The 17,837-nt window shown below is 70.5% G+C and carries 12 protein-coding genes; 8 read left to right on the forward strand and 4 right to left on the reverse strand.

All coding sequences use genetic code 11. The features are described from left to right. Positions 1 to 264 precede the first annotated feature (264 nt). Positions 265 to 2,028, forward strand: coding sequence for an aspartate--tRNA ligase (aspS, locus tag STRTU_RS18065; protein ID WP_159744589.1), 1,764 nt, complete (start codon positions 265 to 267; stop codon positions 2,026 to 2,028). 213 nt (positions 2,029 to 2,241) lie between these two features. Beyond that, positions 2,242 to 3,951: a hypothetical protein gene (locus STRTU_RS18070; protein WP_159744590.1), complete on the forward strand. Its 1,710-nt coding sequence runs from the start codon at positions 2,242 to 2,244 to the stop codon at positions 3,949 to 3,951. Between the two features lie 113 nt (positions 3,952 to 4,064). Here the strand turns inward: STRTU_RS18070 and metG are convergent, their stop codons facing one another. The 3 genes from metG to STRTU_RS18085 form a co-directional block, all read right to left on the reverse strand. Beyond that, complete coding sequence (gene metG / locus STRTU_RS18075; RefSeq protein WP_159744591.1) at positions 4,065 to 5,780, reverse strand: methionine--tRNA ligase; 1,716 nt, start codon at positions 5,778 to 5,780, stop codon at positions 4,065 to 4,067. 150 nt (positions 5,781 to 5,930) lie between these two features. Next, complete coding sequence (locus STRTU_RS18080; protein WP_167539170.1) at positions 5,931 to 7,511, reverse strand: MFS transporter; 1,581 nt, start codon at positions 7,509 to 7,511, stop codon at positions 5,931 to 5,933. A gap of 239 nt (positions 7,512 to 7,750) precedes the next feature. Further along, complete coding sequence (locus STRTU_RS18085; protein ID WP_159744593.1) at positions 7,751 to 9,256, reverse strand: VWA domain-containing protein; 1,506 nt, start codon at positions 9,254 to 9,256, stop codon at positions 7,751 to 7,753. A 575-nt stretch (positions 9,257 to 9,831) separates the two neighbouring features. Between STRTU_RS18085 and STRTU_RS18090 the strand changes: the two genes are divergently transcribed. The 3 genes from STRTU_RS18090 to STRTU_RS18100 all read left to right on the forward strand — a co-directional run bounded on the left by STRTU_RS18090 (position 9,832) and on the right by STRTU_RS18100 (position 14,257). Further along, positions 9,832 to 11,910, forward strand: a complete 2,079-nt coding sequence (locus STRTU_RS18090; RefSeq protein WP_159744594.1) for a PhoX family protein — start codon at positions 9,832 to 9,834, stop codon at positions 11,908 to 11,910. Positions 11,911 to 12,215: 305 nt separating this feature from the next. Then, complete coding sequence (locus STRTU_RS18095; RefSeq protein WP_159744595.1) at positions 12,216 to 13,517, forward strand: alpha/beta hydrolase; 1,302 nt, start codon at positions 12,216 to 12,218, stop codon at positions 13,515 to 13,517. Between the two features lie 170 nt (positions 13,518 to 13,687). After that, positions 13,688 to 14,257 (forward strand): VanZ family protein, encoded by a 570-nt coding sequence (locus STRTU_RS18100; protein WP_174878885.1) that lies wholly within the window; start codon positions 13,688 to 13,690, stop codon positions 14,255 to 14,257. Positions 14,258 to 14,293: 36 nt separating this feature from the next. Here STRTU_RS18100 and STRTU_RS18105 read toward each other — a convergent pair whose 3' ends face one another. After that, positions 14,294 to 15,109: a polysaccharide deacetylase family protein gene (locus tag STRTU_RS18105; RefSeq protein ID WP_159744596.1), complete on the reverse strand. Its 816-nt coding sequence runs from the start codon at positions 15,107 to 15,109 to the stop codon at positions 14,294 to 14,296. Between the two features lie 325 nt (positions 15,110 to 15,434). Here STRTU_RS18105 and STRTU_RS18110 point away from each other — a divergent pair, with 325 nt between their 5' ends. From STRTU_RS18110 to STRTU_RS18120, 3 genes are read left to right on the forward strand one after another with little or no spacing between them, the layout of a single operon-like run. Then, a complete protein-coding gene (locus STRTU_RS18110) occupies positions 15,435 to 16,181 on the forward strand; it encodes an ABC transporter permease (protein WP_159744597.1) in 747 nt (248 codons plus the stop codon). Continuing rightward, positions 16,178 to 16,852, forward strand: coding sequence for an ABC transporter permease (locus STRTU_RS18115; protein ID WP_159744598.1), 675 nt, complete (start codon positions 16,178 to 16,180; stop codon positions 16,850 to 16,852). Before STRTU_RS18110 ends, STRTU_RS18115 begins: the two co-directional genes overlap by 4 nt. Continuing rightward, positions 16,849 to 17,799 (forward strand): ABC transporter substrate-binding protein, encoded by a 951-nt coding sequence (locus tag STRTU_RS18120; protein WP_159744599.1) that lies wholly within the window; start codon positions 16,849 to 16,851, stop codon positions 17,797 to 17,799. The genes STRTU_RS18115 and STRTU_RS18120 overlap by 4 nt, the downstream gene beginning before the upstream one ends. Positions 17,800 to 17,837 lie beyond the last annotated feature (38 nt).

The following is a 17,837-nucleotide window of genomic DNA, read 5'->3' on the forward strand; positions in this document are numbered from 1 at the left end:
GGCGTTTGACGGCGCCCCACCAGCGAGCTGGACGTGACCATCGTCCCAGTCGGGACGCCCCGGACCGGTCCCGATGGCTCTGATGCGTATATGTCAATGAGGAGGTGCGGGCCGGGACGGTAACCTGGAGCGGTTATGTCAATCCTGGGGTGGCCTTTCGGGTGATCCACGGGGAGAGCGACCGGGCGTTGGAGCCCGTACTCCTTTTCCTCTCCCTCTCCCGACAACTCCTCACCTCGACACTCGCGACGACTTGGATGAGCGATGCACCGGTACCGGTCCCATAACTGCGGCGAGCTCCGAGCCACGGACGTCGACGCCGACGTCCGCCTCAGCGGCTGGCTGCACAATCGACGTGACCTGGGCGGCATCCTCTTCATCGATCTGCGCGACCACTACGGTCTGGTCCAGCTCGTCGCCCGCCCCGGTACGCCGGCCAACGAGGCCCTCGGCTCGCTGACCAAGGAGACCGTCGTCCGCATCGACGGCAAGGTCAGCGCGCGCGGTGCCGACAACGTCAACCCCGACCTGCCGACCGGTGAGATCGAGATCGAGGTCTCCGAGGTCGAGGTGCTCGGCGCCGCCGACCAGATCCCCTTCACGATCAACGCGGACGACGGCGTCAACGAGGAGAAGCGCCTCGAATACCGCTTCCTCGATCTGCGCCGCGAGCGGATGCACCGCAACATCATGCTGCGCACCGCGGTCATCTCCGCCATCCGTCACAAGATGGTGGCCCTCGGCTTCAACGAGATGGCGACCCCGATCCTGTCCGCGACCTCCCCCGAGGGCGCCCGCGACTTCCTGGTCCCCTCCCGCCTGCACGCCGGCAAGTTCTATGCGCTGCCGCAGGCCCCGCAGCAGTTCAAGCAGCTGCTGATGATCGCCGGGTTCGACCGCTACTTCCAGATCGCGCCCTGCTTCCGTGACGAGGACGCCCGCGCGGACCGCTCGCCGGGCGAGTTCTACCAGCTCGACATCGAGATGAGCTTCGTCGAGCAGGAGGACGTCTTCGGGCCCGTCGAGAAGCTGATGACCGAGCTGTTCACCGAGTTCGGCAACGGCCGCACGGTCACCTCGCCGTTCCCGCGCATCCCGTTCCGCGAGGCGATGCTCAAGTACGGCTCCGACAAGCCGGACCTGCGCGCCGAGCTGGAGCTGGTGGATGTCTCCGACGTCTTCGCGGGCTCCGGCTTCAAGGCCTTCGCCGACAAGCACGTCCGCGCCCTGGCCGTGCCGGACACCGCCGACCAGCCGCGCAAGTTCTTCGACCAGCTGGGCGACTTCGCCGTTCAGCAGGGCGCCAAGGGCCTGGCCTGGGTCCGGGTCGGTGAAGAGAACGCGCTGACCGGCCCGATCGCCAAGTTCCTCACCGAGGATGACGTCAAGGCGCTGGTCGCCGCCCTGGACCTCAAGCCCGGTCACGCCGTCTTCTTCGGTGCCGGTGCGTTCGACGAGGTCTCCAAGATCATGGGCGCGGTCCGGGTCGAGGTCGCCAAGCGCGCCGGTCACTTCGTCGAGGACGAGTTCCGCTTCTGCTGGATCGTCGACTTCCCGATGTTCGAGAAGGACGAGGACACCGGCAAGATCGAGTTCTCGCACAACCCGTTCTCCATGCCGCAGGGCGGTCTGGAGGCCCTGGAGACCCAGGACCCGCTGGACATCCTGGCCTGGCAGTACGACATCGTCTGCAACGGCACCGAGCTGTCCTCCGGCGCGATCCGGAACCACGAGCCCGAGGTCATGTACAAGGCCTTCGCGCTCGCCGGATACGACAAGGAGACGGTCGAGGCGGAGTTCGGCGGCATGCTCCGGGCGTTCAAGTTCGGCGCCCCGCCGCACGGCGGCATCGCCCCGGGCGTCGACCGCATCGTCATGCTGCTGGCCGACGAGCCCAACATCCGCGAGACCATCGCCTTCCCGCTCAACGGCAACGCCCAGGACCTGCTGATGGGCGCCCCGAGCGAGGTCGAGGAGGCACGCCTCAAGGAGCTGCACCTCTCGCTCCGCAAGCCGCAGGCGAAGTAGGCGCCGCTGCCGCTGACCGGCGAGGGGCCTCGGACAGGCTGAGGGTCGGCGTTTCACGTGAAACGCCGACCCGGCCAGTCCGAGGCCCCTGTGCTGTCGTACGGGCGGCCGCTCGGCGTCCCCCGGCCGGAACGGGCGCCGCGTACCGGCCCGGGTGCCCCGACCGCTCCACTCATGTGGCCGGGCTCCGCCGGCGCCCGCACTGTGGTGCTCATGCAGCAAGCCAGCCTCCTCTCCGCTCCGGCCGGCCCGGGGCCGCGGGCCCGCGCGACGCGCTCCGTGGCGGCCCATGACCTGTGGTGGCTCACCGCCGTCGCCGCCGCCTTCACCGCCGTCCTGGTCGTCTCCGCCCTGACCACCCCCGGTCTGGGATGGGACGAGACGGTCTATGTCAGCCAGGTCGACCGCCATACGCCCGCCGCGTTCTTCAGCGCGCCCCGCGCCCGCGGCGTCAGCTTCCTCCTCGCTCCGGCGGCCGCGCTGACGACCTCGGCGACCGTGCTGCACTGCTACCTGGCGGTGCTCTCCGGTGCCGGGCTTCTGCTCAGCCTGTGTCTCTGGCGGGGGCTGCTGCCCGCGCCCGTACCGGCCCTGGGCGGCGCGCTGTTCGCCGGTCTGTGGATCACGCTGTTCTACGGCCCGCAGGCGATGCCCAACCTGTGGGTCGCCTACGCCGCGCTCGCCGCCACCGGCTGCTTTCTGCGCGCCGTACGGCAGCCGTCCCGGCAACTGGCCCCGCGCGCGGGGCGGGGCGCGGCCGCCGGACTCGGCATCGCGGTGGCCGTGGCCGCGCTGATGCGCCCCACCGACGCCGTCTGGCTGACCGTGCCGCTGTTCGCCGCGGCGCTGTGCGCACCGTCATGGCGGCGCCCCGCCGTGCTGCTGGCGCTGCCGGGCGGGCTGGCCCTGGGGTGCGCCGAGTGGGTTGCGGAGGCGTATCTGTCCTACGGCGGGCTGGTGGCGCGGCTGCGGGAGGCGGCGCGGATCCAGGGCGGCCTCGGCTGGCATCTGTCCTTCGACGACCATGCCCGCTCCCTTCAGGGCAAGACGCTGTGCCGCCCCTGCCAGCTGGCCTGGGACCATCCGGTGACGGCGGTGTGGTGGTTCCTGCTGCCGCTGGCGGTCGTCGGGGCGGTGTGGGTGGCGCTGCGGGCCCGTGAGCCCGGGGGCGCGCTGCACCGGTACGGCCCGGCGTGGGCGTCCGCGGAGCGCCGCGGTGGCCTCCAGCCTCTCGGGCTGGCGCCGGTCCGGCCGGGAAGCCGGGAGCCCGTCGACGAGCCGGACCGCCACGGTCCGGTGTGGCCCGCGGTGCGGCTGCGCGACCCGGTCGGTCCGCTGCACCGCAGCGGACCGGCACCGCTCGTCGTCCCGGCCCTGGCCGGCCTCTGTCTCGCCGCCCCCTACCTGCTGACGGTGAATTACGCCGCCCCGCGCTTCCTGCTGCCCGCCTACGCCCTGCTGATGATGCCCGCCGCGTGGTTCCTGTACTGGCTGACCCGGCTGCCACGCCACCGGCACGCCTGGGCGGTGGCCGCCCTGGTCCTCGCGCTGATGAGCCATGAGGCTATCCAGCTGGTGATCCTGCACAAGATGGTGCGGAGCACCGCACGCTCCCAGACCGGCATCGGCCGGATCTCCGGGACGCTGCGCGCGGCGGGTCTGCGGGCGCCCTGTGTGGTGAGCGGTGAGGAGGCGGTACGGGTGGCGTACCAGGCGGGCTGTGCGTCCCGTCAGCCGCAGGGCCATGACGCCGGTATCACCCCCGCGGCACTGGCCCGGCTGGCCGCGTCCCGGCCCGCCGCCGTCCTCGTCGTCGGCCGTAAGCCGCCGGCCTACGCCCGCGGCTGGCGTCCGGTCCCGCTGCCGCCGACGCCGGGCCTGACGTCGCTGCACGCCTTTGTGTCCCCGCCGACGAGGCCCTGAGCGGGAGACCGCCGCGGCCGTGCCCCCTGCACGCGTGCGCCCGCCCGGCCCCGAGGGCCGGACGGGCGCGTCGCTGTCTTCCCGCCGCGGAGTCGCCCGCGGTCAGGGGCGGATTACTGCTCCGCGCCGCCGAAGCGCTCGCGGTAGCCCTCCAGATCGTCCTCGGTGATCTTCGCGAAGAGCACCGGCGGCACCGTGAACGGCGTGCCGGCCGGCACCGAGGACAGCGCCTTCGCCTCCTCCTGGGAGACCCAGACCGCGGTGTCGTTCTCCAGCGCGAAGGCACCCCGCATCGCCTTGGCCGACGACGGAATGAACGGCTCGGAGACGATCGCGTACAGATGGATCAGGTTCATCGCCGTACGCAGCGTCAGGGCCGCGGCGTCCTTGTCGGACTTGATCTCCAGCCACGGGGCCTTCTCCTCCAGGTAGGAGTTGCCCGCGCTCCACAGGGCGCGCAGCGACGCCGCGGCCTTGCGGAACTGCAGGGCCTCCATGTGGCCCTCGTACTCCGCCAGCAGCCCGGCGATCTCCTCGCCCAGCTTCTGCTCCGCGGCCCCGGCCTCGGCGCCCGCGGGCACCTCGTCGCCGAACCGCTTCCGGGAGAACGACAGCACCCGGTTGACGAAGTTGCCGAGGGTGTCCGCCAGGTCCTTGTTGACCGACGCCGAGAAGAGCTCCCAGGTGAAGGAGGTGTCGTCCGACTCCGGGGCGTTGGCGATCAGGAAGTAGCGCCAGTAGTCGGCCGGCAGCAGCTCCAGCGCCGCGTCCGTGAAGATGCCGCGCCGCTGGGAGGTGGAGAACTTCCCGCCGTAGTAGTTCAGCCAGTTGAAGGCCTTGAGGAAGTCGACCTTCTTCCACGGCTCGCGGGTGCCCAGCTGCGTGGCCGGGAACATCACGGAGTGGAACGGGACGTTGTCCTTGGCCATGAACTCCGTGTAGCGGACGTCATCGGCCTCGTACCACCACGACTTCCAGTCGCGGTGCTCCGGGTCGACGTCCGCCCACTCGTTCGTCGCGCCGATGTACTCGATCGGCGCGTCGAACCAGACGTAGAAGACCTTGCCCTCGGCGGCCAGCTCCGGCCACACATCGGCCGGCACCGGAACGCCCCAGTCCAGGTCACGGGTGATCGCCCGGTCCTGGAGGCCCTCCGTCAGCCACTTGTGCGCGATGGACGAGGCCAGCGTCGGCCATTCCTTGCTGCCGTTGCCGTCCAGCCAGCCCTCGACCTCGTGCTGCAGCTTCGACTGGAGCAGGAAGAGGTGCTTGGTCTCCCGCACCTCCAGCTCACCGCTGCCGCTGATCGCCGAGCGGGCGTCGATCAGATCGGTCGGGTCGAGCACCCGGGTGCAGTTCTCGCACTGGTCGCCGCGCGCCTTGTCGTAGCCGCAGTGCGGGCACGTCCCGACGATGTAGCGGTCCGGCAGGAAGCGGTCGTCGGCGATCGAGAAGACCTGGCGGATGGCCCGCTCCTCGATGAAGCCGTTCTCGTGCAGCTTGCGCGCGAAGTGCTGCGTCAGCTCCACGTTCTCCCGCGACGAACTCCGCCCGAAGTGGTCGAAGGCGAGGCCGAAGCCCTCGTAGATCGCCTTCTGCTTGTCGTGCTGCTCCGCGCAGAACGCGTCGACCGACTGGCCCGCGTCCTTCGCCGCCAGCTCGGCGGGGGTCCCGTGCTCGTCCGTCGCGCAGATGTAGAGCACATCGTGGCCGCGCTGCCGCAGATAGCGCGCATAGACATCGGCCGGGAGCATGGACCCCACCATGTTGCCCAGGTGCTTGATCCCGTTGATATACGGAAGGGCGCTGGTGATGAGGTGTCGAGCCATTGCCGGCTGCTCCCAAGTCGCTACGGTGAGTGAGGATTTGCTTTACGGAACGTCAATATCGTACTGGACGGGGCAGGGGTGGCCGCGACGGTATTTCGGCGGCCGACCGGGGCCCGGCTCAGCCCGTGGGCCGCCGCCCGCCGGGCGTTCTCACACCGCCGCGTCCGCCGATTCGGTGTCGTCCGCCGCCGGGGTCCGGCCGCCCTTCGGCGCCCGGCCGTTGACCAGGAGGCCGGCGGTCAGCGCGGCGAGAAGCATGATCGCCGAGGCCGCCCCGATGGCGACGTTGAACCCGTGCACCACCCCCTCCTTCACGATCTGGTCCCGCACCGCAGGGGTGAGCCCGAGCCCGCCGCCCTTCCGGGCCGCGTCCGCCAGGTGATCCGCGATGAACACCGCACTCGTCGAGGCGGCGATCGTGTTCAGCAGCGCCGTACCGATCGAACCGCCCACCTGCTGCGCCGTGTTGACCGTCGCGGAGGTGACGCCGGAGTCGTGCACGGCCACCCCGGACGTCGCCGTCGCCATCACCGGCATGAAGATCAGGCCCATGCCGAGCCCGACGAGCAGCATGGCCGGGAGCACATGCGCCACATAGGCGGGCTCGGCCGTCAGATACCTCAGGGTGAAGAGCCCCGCGGCGGCCAGCAGCGCACCCGGGACCATCAGGAAGCGTGGCGGGATCCGGTGCAGCAGACGGGCCGAGATCTGCGTCGAGCCGACCACGATCGCCGCCACCATCGGCAGGAAGGCCAGCCCGGTCCGGACCGGTGAATAACCGAGCACGGTCTGCAGGTAGTAGGTCATGAACAGGAACATCCCGAACATCGCGATGACCGCCAGCGCCATGGTCAGGAAGGCGCCGCCACGATTCCGGTCCCGCACGACGGTCAGCGGCAGCAGGGGATGCGGTGCCCGCGACTGCCACCACGCGAAGACGGCCAGCAGCACCGCACCGCCCGCCAGCAGCCCGATGACCAGCCCGTCACCCCACCCGCGTGGCTCCGCCTCACTGCACCCGTAGACGATCGCGACCAGACCGCCGCAGCCCAGCACCGCGCCCGGGAGATCCAGGTGCACCCGGTCCCGCTCCGGTTTGTCGCGCAGAAAGACCGCTGCCCCCAGGAAGGCGATCACCGCGATCGGCACGTTCACATACAGGCACCAGCGCCAGTCCAGGTACTCGGTCAGCAGCCCGCCGGCGATCAGGCCGATGGCCGCGCCGCCGCCCGCGATGGCCCCGTAGATCCCGAACGCCTTGCTTCGCTCCTTCCCGATGGTGAACGTCGTGGTGAGCAGCGACAGCGCGGACGGTGCCAGCAGCGCCCCGAAGGCACCCTGCAGCGCCCGCGCCCCGAACAGCAGCCCGGAGCCGGTGGCCGCACCGCCCAGCCCCGACGCGACCGCGAACCCGACCAGCCCGATCATGAACGTCTTCTTCCGTCCCACCAGGTCGGCGATCCGCCCGCCGAGCAGCAGCAGCCCGCCGAACGCCAGCGTGTACGCGGTGATCACCCACTGCCGGTTGGCGTCCGAGATTCCCAGATCCCGCTGCGCCGACGGCAGGGCGATGTTCACGATGGTGGCGTCCAGGACCACCATCAACTGCGCGATCGCAATCACCACCAGGCCCCACCAGCGCCGTGGATCGGGCTTCGCCGGCACGGCCCAGCTGGGGGTGTGGGCCCTGGGAGGGGGCGCGGGACCTCCCTCTGGGTGCGCGTCACTCATCACGACCCGCCTCGCTCGGCTGGTACGGCCACCCCGGCCACCCGCCGCCCCAACGCAGAGCAACCGGATCGAACGGAGCGCTTCACCCATTCAGCGTAGGGAGGGGCGCGGGGCCTCGCCTCTTGTGGTGCGCGTCGACGGCGCGGAGCGGGGCGCACACACAACGGCGGCCGCGGCCGGGCCCGTGGGAGCCCGGCCGCGGCCGGTGGGGTGTCGGGGTGTGGTGGCGGTGCGGACGGTCAGCTGTCCTTGAGGACGCCGGCCGCGCGGGCCTCGGTGAGCCACTCGGGGAACTCGACCATCAGCTGCTGGTAGAGCTCGTCGTGGGAGAGGCTGCGGGGGTCGCGGCCGGCGTGGAAGAAGCCGGCGTTGTCGACGGTGCGCTTCTCCGGGACGGCCAGGTCGTCGAGCTTGCGGAGGAAGTCGAAGCCCTTGGCGTCCGGGTCACCGAAGCCGATGAACTGCCAGAAGATGGGGAGCCCGGCGGCCTCGCAGAGCGCCTTCTCGGCGGCCGGCTTGGAGGTCGGGGCGCCGTCCGTCTGGAAGATGACGAAGGCCGGGGCGGTGGCGCCGGACTTCTTGTAGTGGTCGACGACCGCGTCGATGGCCCAGTGGTAGTTCGTACGGCCCATGTGGCCCAGACCGGCGTGCAGTTCCTCGATGCGGCCCTCGTAGTTGGTCAGACCGATCTCGGCGGTGCCGTCGACGTCGGTGGAGAAGAACACGACCGGGACGGTGGCGTCGTCGTCGAGGTGGGCGGAGAGGCCGAGGGCCTGTTCGGCGAGGTTCTGGACGGTGCCGTCCTTGTAGTAGGGACGCATCGAGCCGGAGCGGTCCAGGACCAGGTAGACGGCGGCGCGCTGGGTGGCGAGGCCGTGCTTCTCCAGGGTGCTGCCCGCGGCCTTGTAGAGGCTGACGAGGGCGGGGGCGGTGGTGGGGAGGGAGGACGCGGCGGGGGAGGCGGTGACGGCGTCGGCGGCGGGCTCGGCGTCGGCCTCGGCCTCGGCTTCGGCTTCGGCTTCGGCTTCGGGGGCGGCTTCGGGCGCGGGCGCGGCCTTCGGCTCGTCCTCGGGCAGGTCCGCGGCCTTCGGCTCGTCCTCGGGCTGCTCGGCCGCGGGCTTCGCCTCGGCCTCCGGCTGCTCTACGGGTTCCGGGGTGGCCGCCGCCTTCTGGTCCGGCTCCGCCGTCGGCTCCGGCGCCGTCTCAGCGGCCGCCTCGGCTTCTGCGGCTGCCTCCTCCTTGGCGGCAACCTCGGGCTCGGGCTCCGCGACGACCTCGGCTTCTGCGCCGGCCTCGGGCTCGACCTCCGCCTCGACCTTGGCCTCCGCCTCGACCGGCTCCTCCGTCTCCGCCTCCGCCTCGGCCGTGGCCGCAGGCGTCGGGCCGGGGTTGTCGAAAGCCTGGCTCACGAGCGCGTCGGCAGCGTCCAGGTCGGTGGACTCCTCGCGGGCCGGGGACTCCTCGCGGGCCGGGGACGCGGCCTCCGCCGCCCGCTCCGCGCGGCTGCCCTGTGCGGGCAGGGTCGCGGTCGTCGGTGCCGGGTCCGTGGCGGGTCCCTCCGTGGGGGCCGTCCGGGCGGCCGGAACCTCGGCTTCCGGGGTGGCGGGGGCCGGTGTGGACTCCTCGCGGGCCTCCGGGATGGTCGCGGACTCCGGCTTGTCGGCGCCGCTCGGGGCCGTGCCGGTTTCTTCCCTGGTCGCCTTGGAGCGACCGAAAGCGTTGCGCAGCAGACTCCGAATGCCCATCGGCGAACCTCTCTTGCGTGTGCTGGGTGCGGCGTATGTCCGTGACGCACGGACATGTCCCTGACCAGGACGGATACGTAAGGGTAGCGGCCGGAACCGGCCTCATCGTGGGACCCCGCGCCTTGTGTGGTGGGCCATCCGGGGGCTGTGGCGGGGGAAAGGGTTTCGGTCGGCGCACCTGACTCCCACCGGGGAGACATCGGTCCTGCGTACGAGGTTGATCAACAATGGGAACCCCGCAGCGGTGCCTGTCTCCGTGCGGAATTTTCGATACCGGACTGCATCTTTCCCGCATCTTTCCCGCATCCTTCGCGCGAGATCCGCCGCCGTAGTAGGCGCCGAATGTCCTTACCCGGCAGCCTGATTACTCCCTCTTGGCCCCTCGTACGGTGGCGCGCGGGCCTGCCGTACCCCCGGATTCACCGTGTGTTCATGTTTGCGTTGTCATGCGGCGGATCAGCCCCTTTAGCGTCACGGCGAACCCGTGACCACGAACCGAACGACCGCGCTCGGATCCATTCGACCGCGCCCAAAACCGTTCGAGATCGTTCGACTCCGCTGAATGAGGGGCAAACGTGCGCAAGTTCCTGCCGTTGATCGGCACGCATCCTGGTGGGCGTTCGGCCATGACCTGCCGGTACCGCTGCGGCGACGCCTGTTTTCACGAGACTCCGAACACGAGCGACAACGCCTACGTCGGTGATGTCATCGCCGGTGCGCTCTCCCGGCGTTCGATGGTGCGGGCCGCCGCGGTCGTGACCGTGGCAGCGGCCGCCGGGGGCGCGGTGGGCGGCGGCGTGGGGGCGCCGGAGGCCGTCGCGGCGCCCGTGCCCGGCCAGGCGTCCCGTGGCGGGAAGAGCGACAAGGCGGCGCGCGGACTGCGGTTCGCCACCGTGGCGCCGAACAAGACCGATGCGGTGGTCGTCCCCGAGGGGCACGCCCAGAACATCGTCATCCGGTGGGGCGACCCGATTCTGCGCGGTGCCCCGGCCTTCGACCCGGACCGGCAGTCGGCGAAGGCGCAGGCGGGCCAGTTCGGTTACAACAACGACTACATGGCCGTACTGGACGTGCCGGGCGAGACGCACCGTCAGCTGATGGTGATCAACCACGAGTACACGGACGAGCAGCTGATGTTCGCCGGGTACGACCCGGACGCGCCGACCCGGGAGCAGGCCGAGATCGGCTGGGCGGCACACGGGCTGTCCGTGCTGGTCACCCAGGAGGAGCGGCACAGCGGGCGGCTGACGGCGGTGCACCGCCACCGGCTCAACCGGCGGATCACCGGCACCACGCCGTTCGAGGTCACCGGCCCCGCGGCGGGCAGTGATCTGCTGAAGACGTCCGCCGACCCCAAGGGGACGCGGATTCTCGGCACGCTCAACAACTGCGGCGGTGGCATCACGCCGTGGGGGACGGTGCTCTCCGGCGAGGAGAATTTCAACCAGTATTTCGCCAATGGGGGCAGTGTCACCGAGCCGACGGTGGCGGCCCGGCTCAAGCGGTACGGAATTGCCGGTGAGGCGAGCGAGCGGAAGTGGGAGCGGTTCGACAAGCGCTTCGATGTGGCGCGGGAGCCGAATGAGGTGAACCGGTTCGGATGGGTCGTGGAGATCGACCCCTACGATCCCGATTCGACGCCGCGGAAATTGACCGCGCTCGGGCGGTTCAAGCACGAGGCGGCCGAACCGCGGCTGACGGCGGACGGCCGGCCCGTTCTCTACATGGGCGATGACGAGAAGTTCGATTACTTCTACAAGTTCGTCTCCGCCCGGCGGATGAAGCGGGGCACTTCCCGCGCCGCGCGGGAACACAACCGCACGCTGCTGGACGAGGGGACGCTCTATGTCGCCAAGTTCACCGGTGACAGTCCGGCCGGGGAGATCGACGGGTCGGGCAAGCTGCCGAAGGACGGCGAATTCGACGGTTCGGGGAAGTGGATTCCGCTGGCCAGCGGCGACACCTCGCATGTGCCGGGAATGACAGCGGAAGAGGTCTATGTCTTCACGCGGATCGCTGCCGACAAGGTGGGTGCCACGAAGATGGACCGGCCGGAGGATGTCGAGCCCAGCCCCCGTACCGGGCGGGTCTATATCGCCCTGACCAATAACAGCGACCGGGGCAAGGCGGGCAAGGCTCCGGTGGATGAGGCCAATCCGCGCAAGGAGAACAAGCACGGGCAGATTCTGGAACTGAGTGAGCGGTGGGACGATCCGGCGGCGGACCGTTTCGACTGGCGGCTGTTCCTGGTCTGCGGTGACCCGGAGGACCCGGCCACCTATTTCGGCGGATTCCCCAAGGACCAGGTCAGCCCGATTTCCTGCCCGGACAACATCACCTTCGATGTGCACGGAAATCTCTGGATTTCCACCGACGGAAATGCGCTGGGCAGCCATGACGGGCTGTTCGGGGTGGCGACCTCGGGGGAACGGCGGGGCGAGGTCCGGCAGTTCCTGACGGTCCCCACGGGGGCCGAGACCTGCGGGCCCGTCGTACAGGAGCGGCGGGTGATGGTCGCCGTGCAGCATCCGGGTGAGGTGGACGGGGCCAGTGTGGAGCAGCCCGCTTCGCAATGGCCGGACGGGGAAGGGGAGTTGGTCCGCCCCTCCGTGGTGAGCGTATGGCGGAAGGACGGGCGGGACATCGGCGTCTGACGCGACGCCGGGGGCCCGTGGGACGGGGGGCCGCATCCCCGTCCCACGGGGCGTTCTCCCGTCCCGCGCTCGCCCGTTCGCCCCATGACGCGCCCGGCGCCCCTCCCCTGCCCCCGGCACATCACGCCGGGGAAACGATGTGGCAAGAGCAGGGTAAGAAGTGTGTCGCTCAGCTATCCGATGCGCAGGTGTGCCCATCTTCTCCGGTGACCATTGTCCGGAGCCGTCCGTTGTGCCTAGGGGGCATCCCCAGGCGGCCGGTGAAGAGGCAAGAACCTTTCGAGCGTGACGGGAGATGTGGGCGCATGGGGCTGACCAGTCAGTCGCTCGAATACACGGTGATCGTGCTGGCGGTGGCCTGTGTGGCCGCCACGGTCTGGCTCTGGCCCCGGCTGGCGCGGCGCGGGGTGGGAGCCGTCCTCGGCAGGCTGGGCGCGATCCTGGTCACCCAGGTGTCGATCGTGTGTGCGCTCGCTCTCGCCGTGAACACGAACTACGAGTTCTACGGCAACTGGGACGAACTGCTCGGCAACACCGACGAGGCACCGGCCGCCGTGAGCCAGGGCGGCGGGCAGTACACCTCGGTCGGCAACCTCAAGGGCGGACTGGTCCAGCCGGCCGGTCCGCAGGGGCTCGACCGGGTGAGCGGACTGCCCAAGGGGCCCGCCGACCGGGTGGGCAAGGTCGAGTCGGTGAAGATCGTCGGCCGTCGCAGCCGGGCCATCAACCCGGGCTTCGTCTATCTGCCGCCGCAGTACTTCCAGCAGCAGTTCCGCCGCCAGCGGTTCCCCGTCATGGTCGTCATCAGCGGCTACCCCGGCGGGATCATGAACCTCGCGCAGCACCTCCAGGTGCCGCAGAACGCGGGCCGGCTGATCGCGCAGGGCAAGATGCAGCCGACCGTGATCGTGATGGTCCGGCCGACGATCGCTCCGCCGCGTGACACCGAGTGTGTGGATGTGCCGGGCGGGCCGCAGGCGGAGACGTTCTTCACCAAGGATCTGCCGGACGCCATGAAGTCGGCCTACCGGGTGGGCCGGGACTCCAGTGCCTGGGGCGCGTTCGGCTACTCGTCCGGTGGTACCTGCTCGCTCCAGCTGGCGATGCGCAACCCGAAGATCTACACCTCGGCGGTCTCGCTCTCCGGTGACTACGCGATCAAGGACGACCTGACCACCGGCAGCCTCTTCGGCCCCGGCCCGGAGGGCGCCCGGCGCGAGCGCGAGCACGATCTGCTGTGGCGGCTGAAGCACCTGCCCGCGCCGCAGGTCTCCGCGCTGGTGGCCAGCAGCCGTAAGGGCGAGGCGGATTACGGCGACACCATGAAGTTCCTGCGGGCGGCCAAGTCGCCGATGACGGTCGACTCGATCATCCTGCCGCAGGGCAGCCACCAGTTCACGACCTGGCGTCGGGAGGTCGCACCGGCGCTGGAGTGGCAGAGCCAGCAGCTGACGTTCCCGCAGGACACCGAGCCGCTCCCGCAGCGCAAGCCGGGCACGGCGAAGGGCGGCGCCCCGGGACAGCGGACCACACCGTCCCCGGCGCCGTCGGCGTCCGACGACAACAAGGGACACCGCCGGGTGGAGGCGGAGCGCCCCCAGGGGTGAGCCGCGAGTGAGCCGAACAGGGGCGCCGGAGTGGTCCGGCGCCCCTGTTGCGTGTGTGCCGCCGAGGGCCGCCGACGGTCCGGGGCCGGGCCGCGCCGCATGATCCGGGGCACCTCGGGTAACCGGGATGTCCTCGGGCGCACCGTCCGTCACGCACACCGGGAGTTCCCATGGCGCATACGCGAGAGGGCGACGAGGCAGCCTGGTCACCGGTGGCCGCGCGGGCCCCGTTGGCGGTCCGGATTCTGCTGCTGGTGCTGGCTTTCGCCGCGATGGTGGCGTTCGCGGCGGCGCTGGCACGGGTCACGCTGACCCCGTCGGCGGTGTCGGTGCCGCTGACCCACCCCAACCTCAGCCCCGGCGACTCGATCCGGGGCTACCTCGGGCAGCCGCAGCCGGCCGACACCGTCAAACAGCTCGGCGGCAATGTCCTGCTGGGCCTGCCGTTCGGGGTGCTGCTGCCGGTGCTGGTGCCGCGGGCCCGGGGCCTGGTGCGGGTGGGGGCGGCGACCGCGCTGGTGATGCTGCTGGTGGAGCTGGTGCAGGGGGCGCTGATCACCGGCCGGGCGTTCGACATCGACGATGTGATCCTCAACTGCGCCGGGGCCCTGATCGGTTATCTGCTGCTGGGGCGGCGGCTGGGCCGGGCCGTGCACCCACGGCGCCGGCACTGGTGGCACCGGCTCGGCGCCAGGGGGACGGCGGGTCCGGTCAAGGCCCCCGGTACCGGCACGGGGTGACGGCGGGCCAATACGGGCACCGGGCGTGGAGTGCGCTCAGGGCCGGTAGACCATTCCCGGCTCCGGCTTCGCCGGGGAGAGCAGCTGGGAGACCGTGACGACCGTGTAGCCGCGCTTCTTCAGCTCCTTGAGGATGCCGGGAACGGCCGGCACGGTTCCCTTGTAGATGTCGTGCAGCAGGATGATGCCGTCGCGTTCGGTCTGTTCGAGCACCCGCTTGGTGATCAGGGCCGAGTCGTTGGTCTGGTAGTCCTTGGCGGTCACGCTCCACAGGACCTGTGCCAGGCCGAGGTCCTTGCTGATCTTGGAGACGGATTCGTCGGTCCTGCCCTGCGGTGGGCGCATCAGCGTGGGCGTCTTGCCAGTGATCTTGTGGACCGCCTCCTGGAGGCGGGACATCTCGCGCTTGGCCGCGGCGGGCGAAATATCCGTCAGGATCTGGTGTGACCAGGTGTGATTGGCCAGCTCATGGCCCTCGGCGTCGATCCGCTTCACCTCGGCGGGGCGCTTGGCGACATGGTTCTCGCCGAGCATGAAGAAGGTCGCGTGGACCTTCTCCTCCTTGAGGATGTCCAGCAGGCGGTTGGTGTTCTCGCTGGGGCCCGCGTCGAAGGTGAGCGCGACGCACTTGGCCTTGCGGCAGTCGACGTCGTTCCCCCGGGCCTTGCCGTCCTTGGCCTTGGCGTCCGCGGTGTCCTTCTTCTTGACCTCGGCCGCCGGTGCGTCGGCGCGGGCGTCGGCCGGGGCGGTGACGTCGTAGGTGGTGCAGCCGCTGAGGGCCAGGACCAGGGACGTGGCCGTCAGCAGCCCGGCTATGGAGGTGCGGCGGGCCGCGGACATCGGCTTCGGCATGGGGCCTCTTTTCGAACGCGGGCGGGGCGAAAGCGAGCCCCTGACCAGCGCTTTTGTGCGTGGTGAAGGTGGCGCGGGCCGGGCGGTGACCCGCGCCGCGCCGACCCTCGGTGACAGCGGTCGTCGGAACTCGGAGGGAACTATACACACGTAGTACACACGCGATTTATACGTGGGGTGTGTACCTGCGGTGTGTAGATGGGCCGTGGAGGTGGCGGGGCGAGTGAGAGGGAGCGGGCGGGAGGTGCGGGGGCGGCTGTCCGCGCTCACCCCGATCGGACGCGTCCGCCGCGACACCCCGCCCCCGCCGCGATGGACTCGTACCGTGACCGCACCGCCGCCGGACGACTGTCTGGCGCACAACGACTGGATCTGCGGCGACTACCTGAGCACCCGTCGGCAGATCCTGCTCGACGCGCTCATACAGCACCTCCAGCTGACGGTGTCCTCGGTGGCGCTCGGGCTGGTGATCGCGGTCCCGCTGGCGCTGCTGGCCCGCCGCAGACGCTGGACGGTCGGGCCGGTGCTCGGCATCACCACCGTGATCTACACGATCCCGTCGCTGGCGATGTTCTCGCTGCTGCTGCCGCTCTACGGGCTGTCCGCCACCCTCGTGGTGGTCGGCCTCGCGCTGTACTCCCTCACCCTGCTCGTACGGAACATCCTGGCGGGGCTGGACGGCGTCCCCGCCGAGGCCACGGAAGCCGCCCGGGGCATGGGGTACGGGCCGATGCGGCAACTGCTGACCGTCGAACTGCCGCTGGCCGTACCGGCGGCGATGGCCGGGCTGCGGATCGCCACGGTCTCGGCGGTCGCGCTCACCACCGTCGGCGCCATCGTCGGATACGGCGGACTGGGCAACCTCATCTACGCCGGGATGAACTCCTTCTTCAAGGCGCAGGTGCTCACCGCGTCCGTGCTCTGTGTGCTCATCGCGGTCGTCTTCGATCTGCTGCTGCTCGGCGTGGAACGGCTGCTCACCCCCTGGCGCCGGGCGAGCCGGCGGGCGCGGGTACGGACCCGGGCCGCCGGACCGAAGCGCCTGGTCGCGGCCCTCGGACGGCGGACATGAACACCGTCTCCGCGGTCTGGGGATGGCTGACCACCGCCACCAACTGGTCCGGTGAGAACGGCGTCTGGCACCGCCTCGAACAGCACCTGGTGCTCACCTTCGCCTGCCTGGTCATCAGCGCCCTGATCGCGCTGCCGGTCGCCCTGACCCTCGGCCACCTCGGCCGCGGCGGGGCGCTGGCCGTCAACCTCGCCAACATCGGCCGCGCGGTGCCGACCTTCGCCGTACTCGTCCTGCTGCTGCTCACTCCGATTGGACGGCACGGGCAGTGGCCGACCATCATCGCGCTGGTGTTGTTCGCCATTCCGCCGCTGCTGACCAATGCGTATGTCGGGATGCGTGAGGTGGACCAGAACGTGGTGCGGGCCGCACGGGGCATGGGGATGACCGGCACCCAGCTGGTGTGGCGGGTCGAAGTGCCGCTCGCCTTTCCGCTCGTGCTGACCGGTATCCGGATCGCCGCGGTCCAGCTGGTGGCCACCGCCACGCTCGCCGCGCTGGTGGGCGGCGGCGGGCTCGGCCGGATCATCACCGCCGGATTCAACCTGGCCAGCACCCCGCAGGTGGTCGCCGGAGCGGTGCTGGTCGCGGTGTTCGCACTGCTGATGGAGGCCGCCTTCGAGCTGGCGCAGCGGTGGGCACCGGGGTGGGCACGCGGACGGGCCCGATGAGGGCCGCGGTGGCGGCCGTGGGGGCCGTCGCCCTGCTCGCGTTGTCGTCCTGTGCCGGTGGCCCCTCCCTGGAGACCCGCTCCGCGATCACCGCCTCCCCCGGCGACAGCCACGAACTGACCATCGGCTCGGCCGGCTTCACCGAGAGCGAGCTGCTCGCCCAGATGTACGCGGCGCTGCTCGATCACGCCGGATACCGGACGCGTGTCGTGACCGTCGGCAACCGCGAGCTGTACGAACCCGCCTTGGAGGCGGGGCAGATCGATGTCGTGCCCGAGTACGCCGCCACCTTCGCGGACTGGCTCAACGCCAAGAAGAAGGGCTCCAAGGCGGCCCCGGTGGCCTCGCCCGACATCGGCGCCACCATGACCGCGCTGCGCAAGCTCGCCGGTCCGCGCGGACTGACCGTGCTTCCGGCCGGGCGGGCCGTCGACCAGAACGCCTTCGCGGTGAGCGCCGCCTACGCGCGCAAGCACTACCTCAAGACCCTCAGCGATCTCGGGCGCGCCAAGCTTCCGGTGCGGCTTGCCGCGGGCGATGAGTGCGTCCAGCGGCCGTTCTGCGCGCCGGGGCTGAAGAAGCGGTACGGGATCAACATCACCGCGATCGACCCGAAGGGTGTCGGGACCACGCCCGCCAAGCAGGCCGTGCAGACCGGCAAGGACCAGATGGTGCTCACCACCAGCACCGATGCCACTCTTGACCAGTTCGGCCTGGTGCTGCTCACCGATGACAAGAAGCTGCAGAACGCCGATTACGTGATCCCCGTCGTGAACCGTGCCCGTGCGGGCAGCGAAGGGCCGGCCGCCGCGCTCAACCGCCTCAACAAGGTGCTGACCACTGCCGACCTGGCGTACCTCAATGAGCAGGTGGACAGCTGGCGGCGGCTGCCGGCGGATGTGGCGCGCAACTACCTGAAATCCAAAGGGCTGTTGCCCCAGCGGTGACAGGGCCGGTGTTTCACGTGAAACACCGCGCAGGGAGG

Source organism: Streptomyces tubercidicus (assembly GCF_027497495.1).
GTDB classification, from domain to species: Bacteria; Actinomycetota; Actinomycetes; order Streptomycetales; family Streptomycetaceae; genus Streptomyces; species Streptomyces tubercidicus.

Bases quoted from the DNA above. Each gene is read 5' to 3' on its own strand.
- STRTU_RS18100 (WP_174878885.1), top strand. From the start codon at position 13,688: ATGGCGCATACGCGAGAGGGCGACGAGGCAGCCTGGTCACCGGTGGCC.
- STRTU_RS18105 (WP_159744596.1), bottom strand. From the start codon at position 15,109: ATGCCGAAGCCGATGTCCGCGGCCCGCCGCACCTCCATAGCCGGGCTG.
- STRTU_RS18085 (WP_159744593.1), bottom strand. From the start codon at position 9,256: ATGGGCATTCGGAGTCTGCTGCGCAACGCTTTCGGTCGCTCCAAGGCG.
- STRTU_RS18070 (WP_159744590.1), top strand. From the start codon at position 2,242: ATGCAGCAAGCCAGCCTCCTCTCCGCTCCGGCCGGCCCGGGGCCGCGG.
- STRTU_RS18080 (WP_167539170.1), bottom strand. From the start codon at position 7,511: ATGAGTGACGCGCACCCAGAGGGAGGTCCCGCGCCCCCTCCCAGGGCC.
- STRTU_RS18120 (WP_159744599.1), top strand. From the start codon at position 16,849: ATGAGGGCCGCGGTGGCGGCCGTGGGGGCCGTCGCCCTGCTCGCGTTG.
- metG (WP_159744591.1), bottom strand. From the start codon at position 5,780: ATGGCTCGACACCTCATCACCAGCGCCCTTCCGTATATCAACGGGATC.
- aspS (WP_159744589.1), top strand. From the start codon at position 265: ATGCACCGGTACCGGTCCCATAACTGCGGCGAGCTCCGAGCCACGGAC.
- STRTU_RS18095 (WP_159744595.1), top strand. From the start codon at position 12,216: ATGGGGCTGACCAGTCAGTCGCTCGAATACACGGTGATCGTGCTGGCG.
- STRTU_RS18115 (WP_159744598.1), top strand. From the start codon at position 16,178: ATGAACACCGTCTCCGCGGTCTGGGGATGGCTGACCACCGCCACCAAC.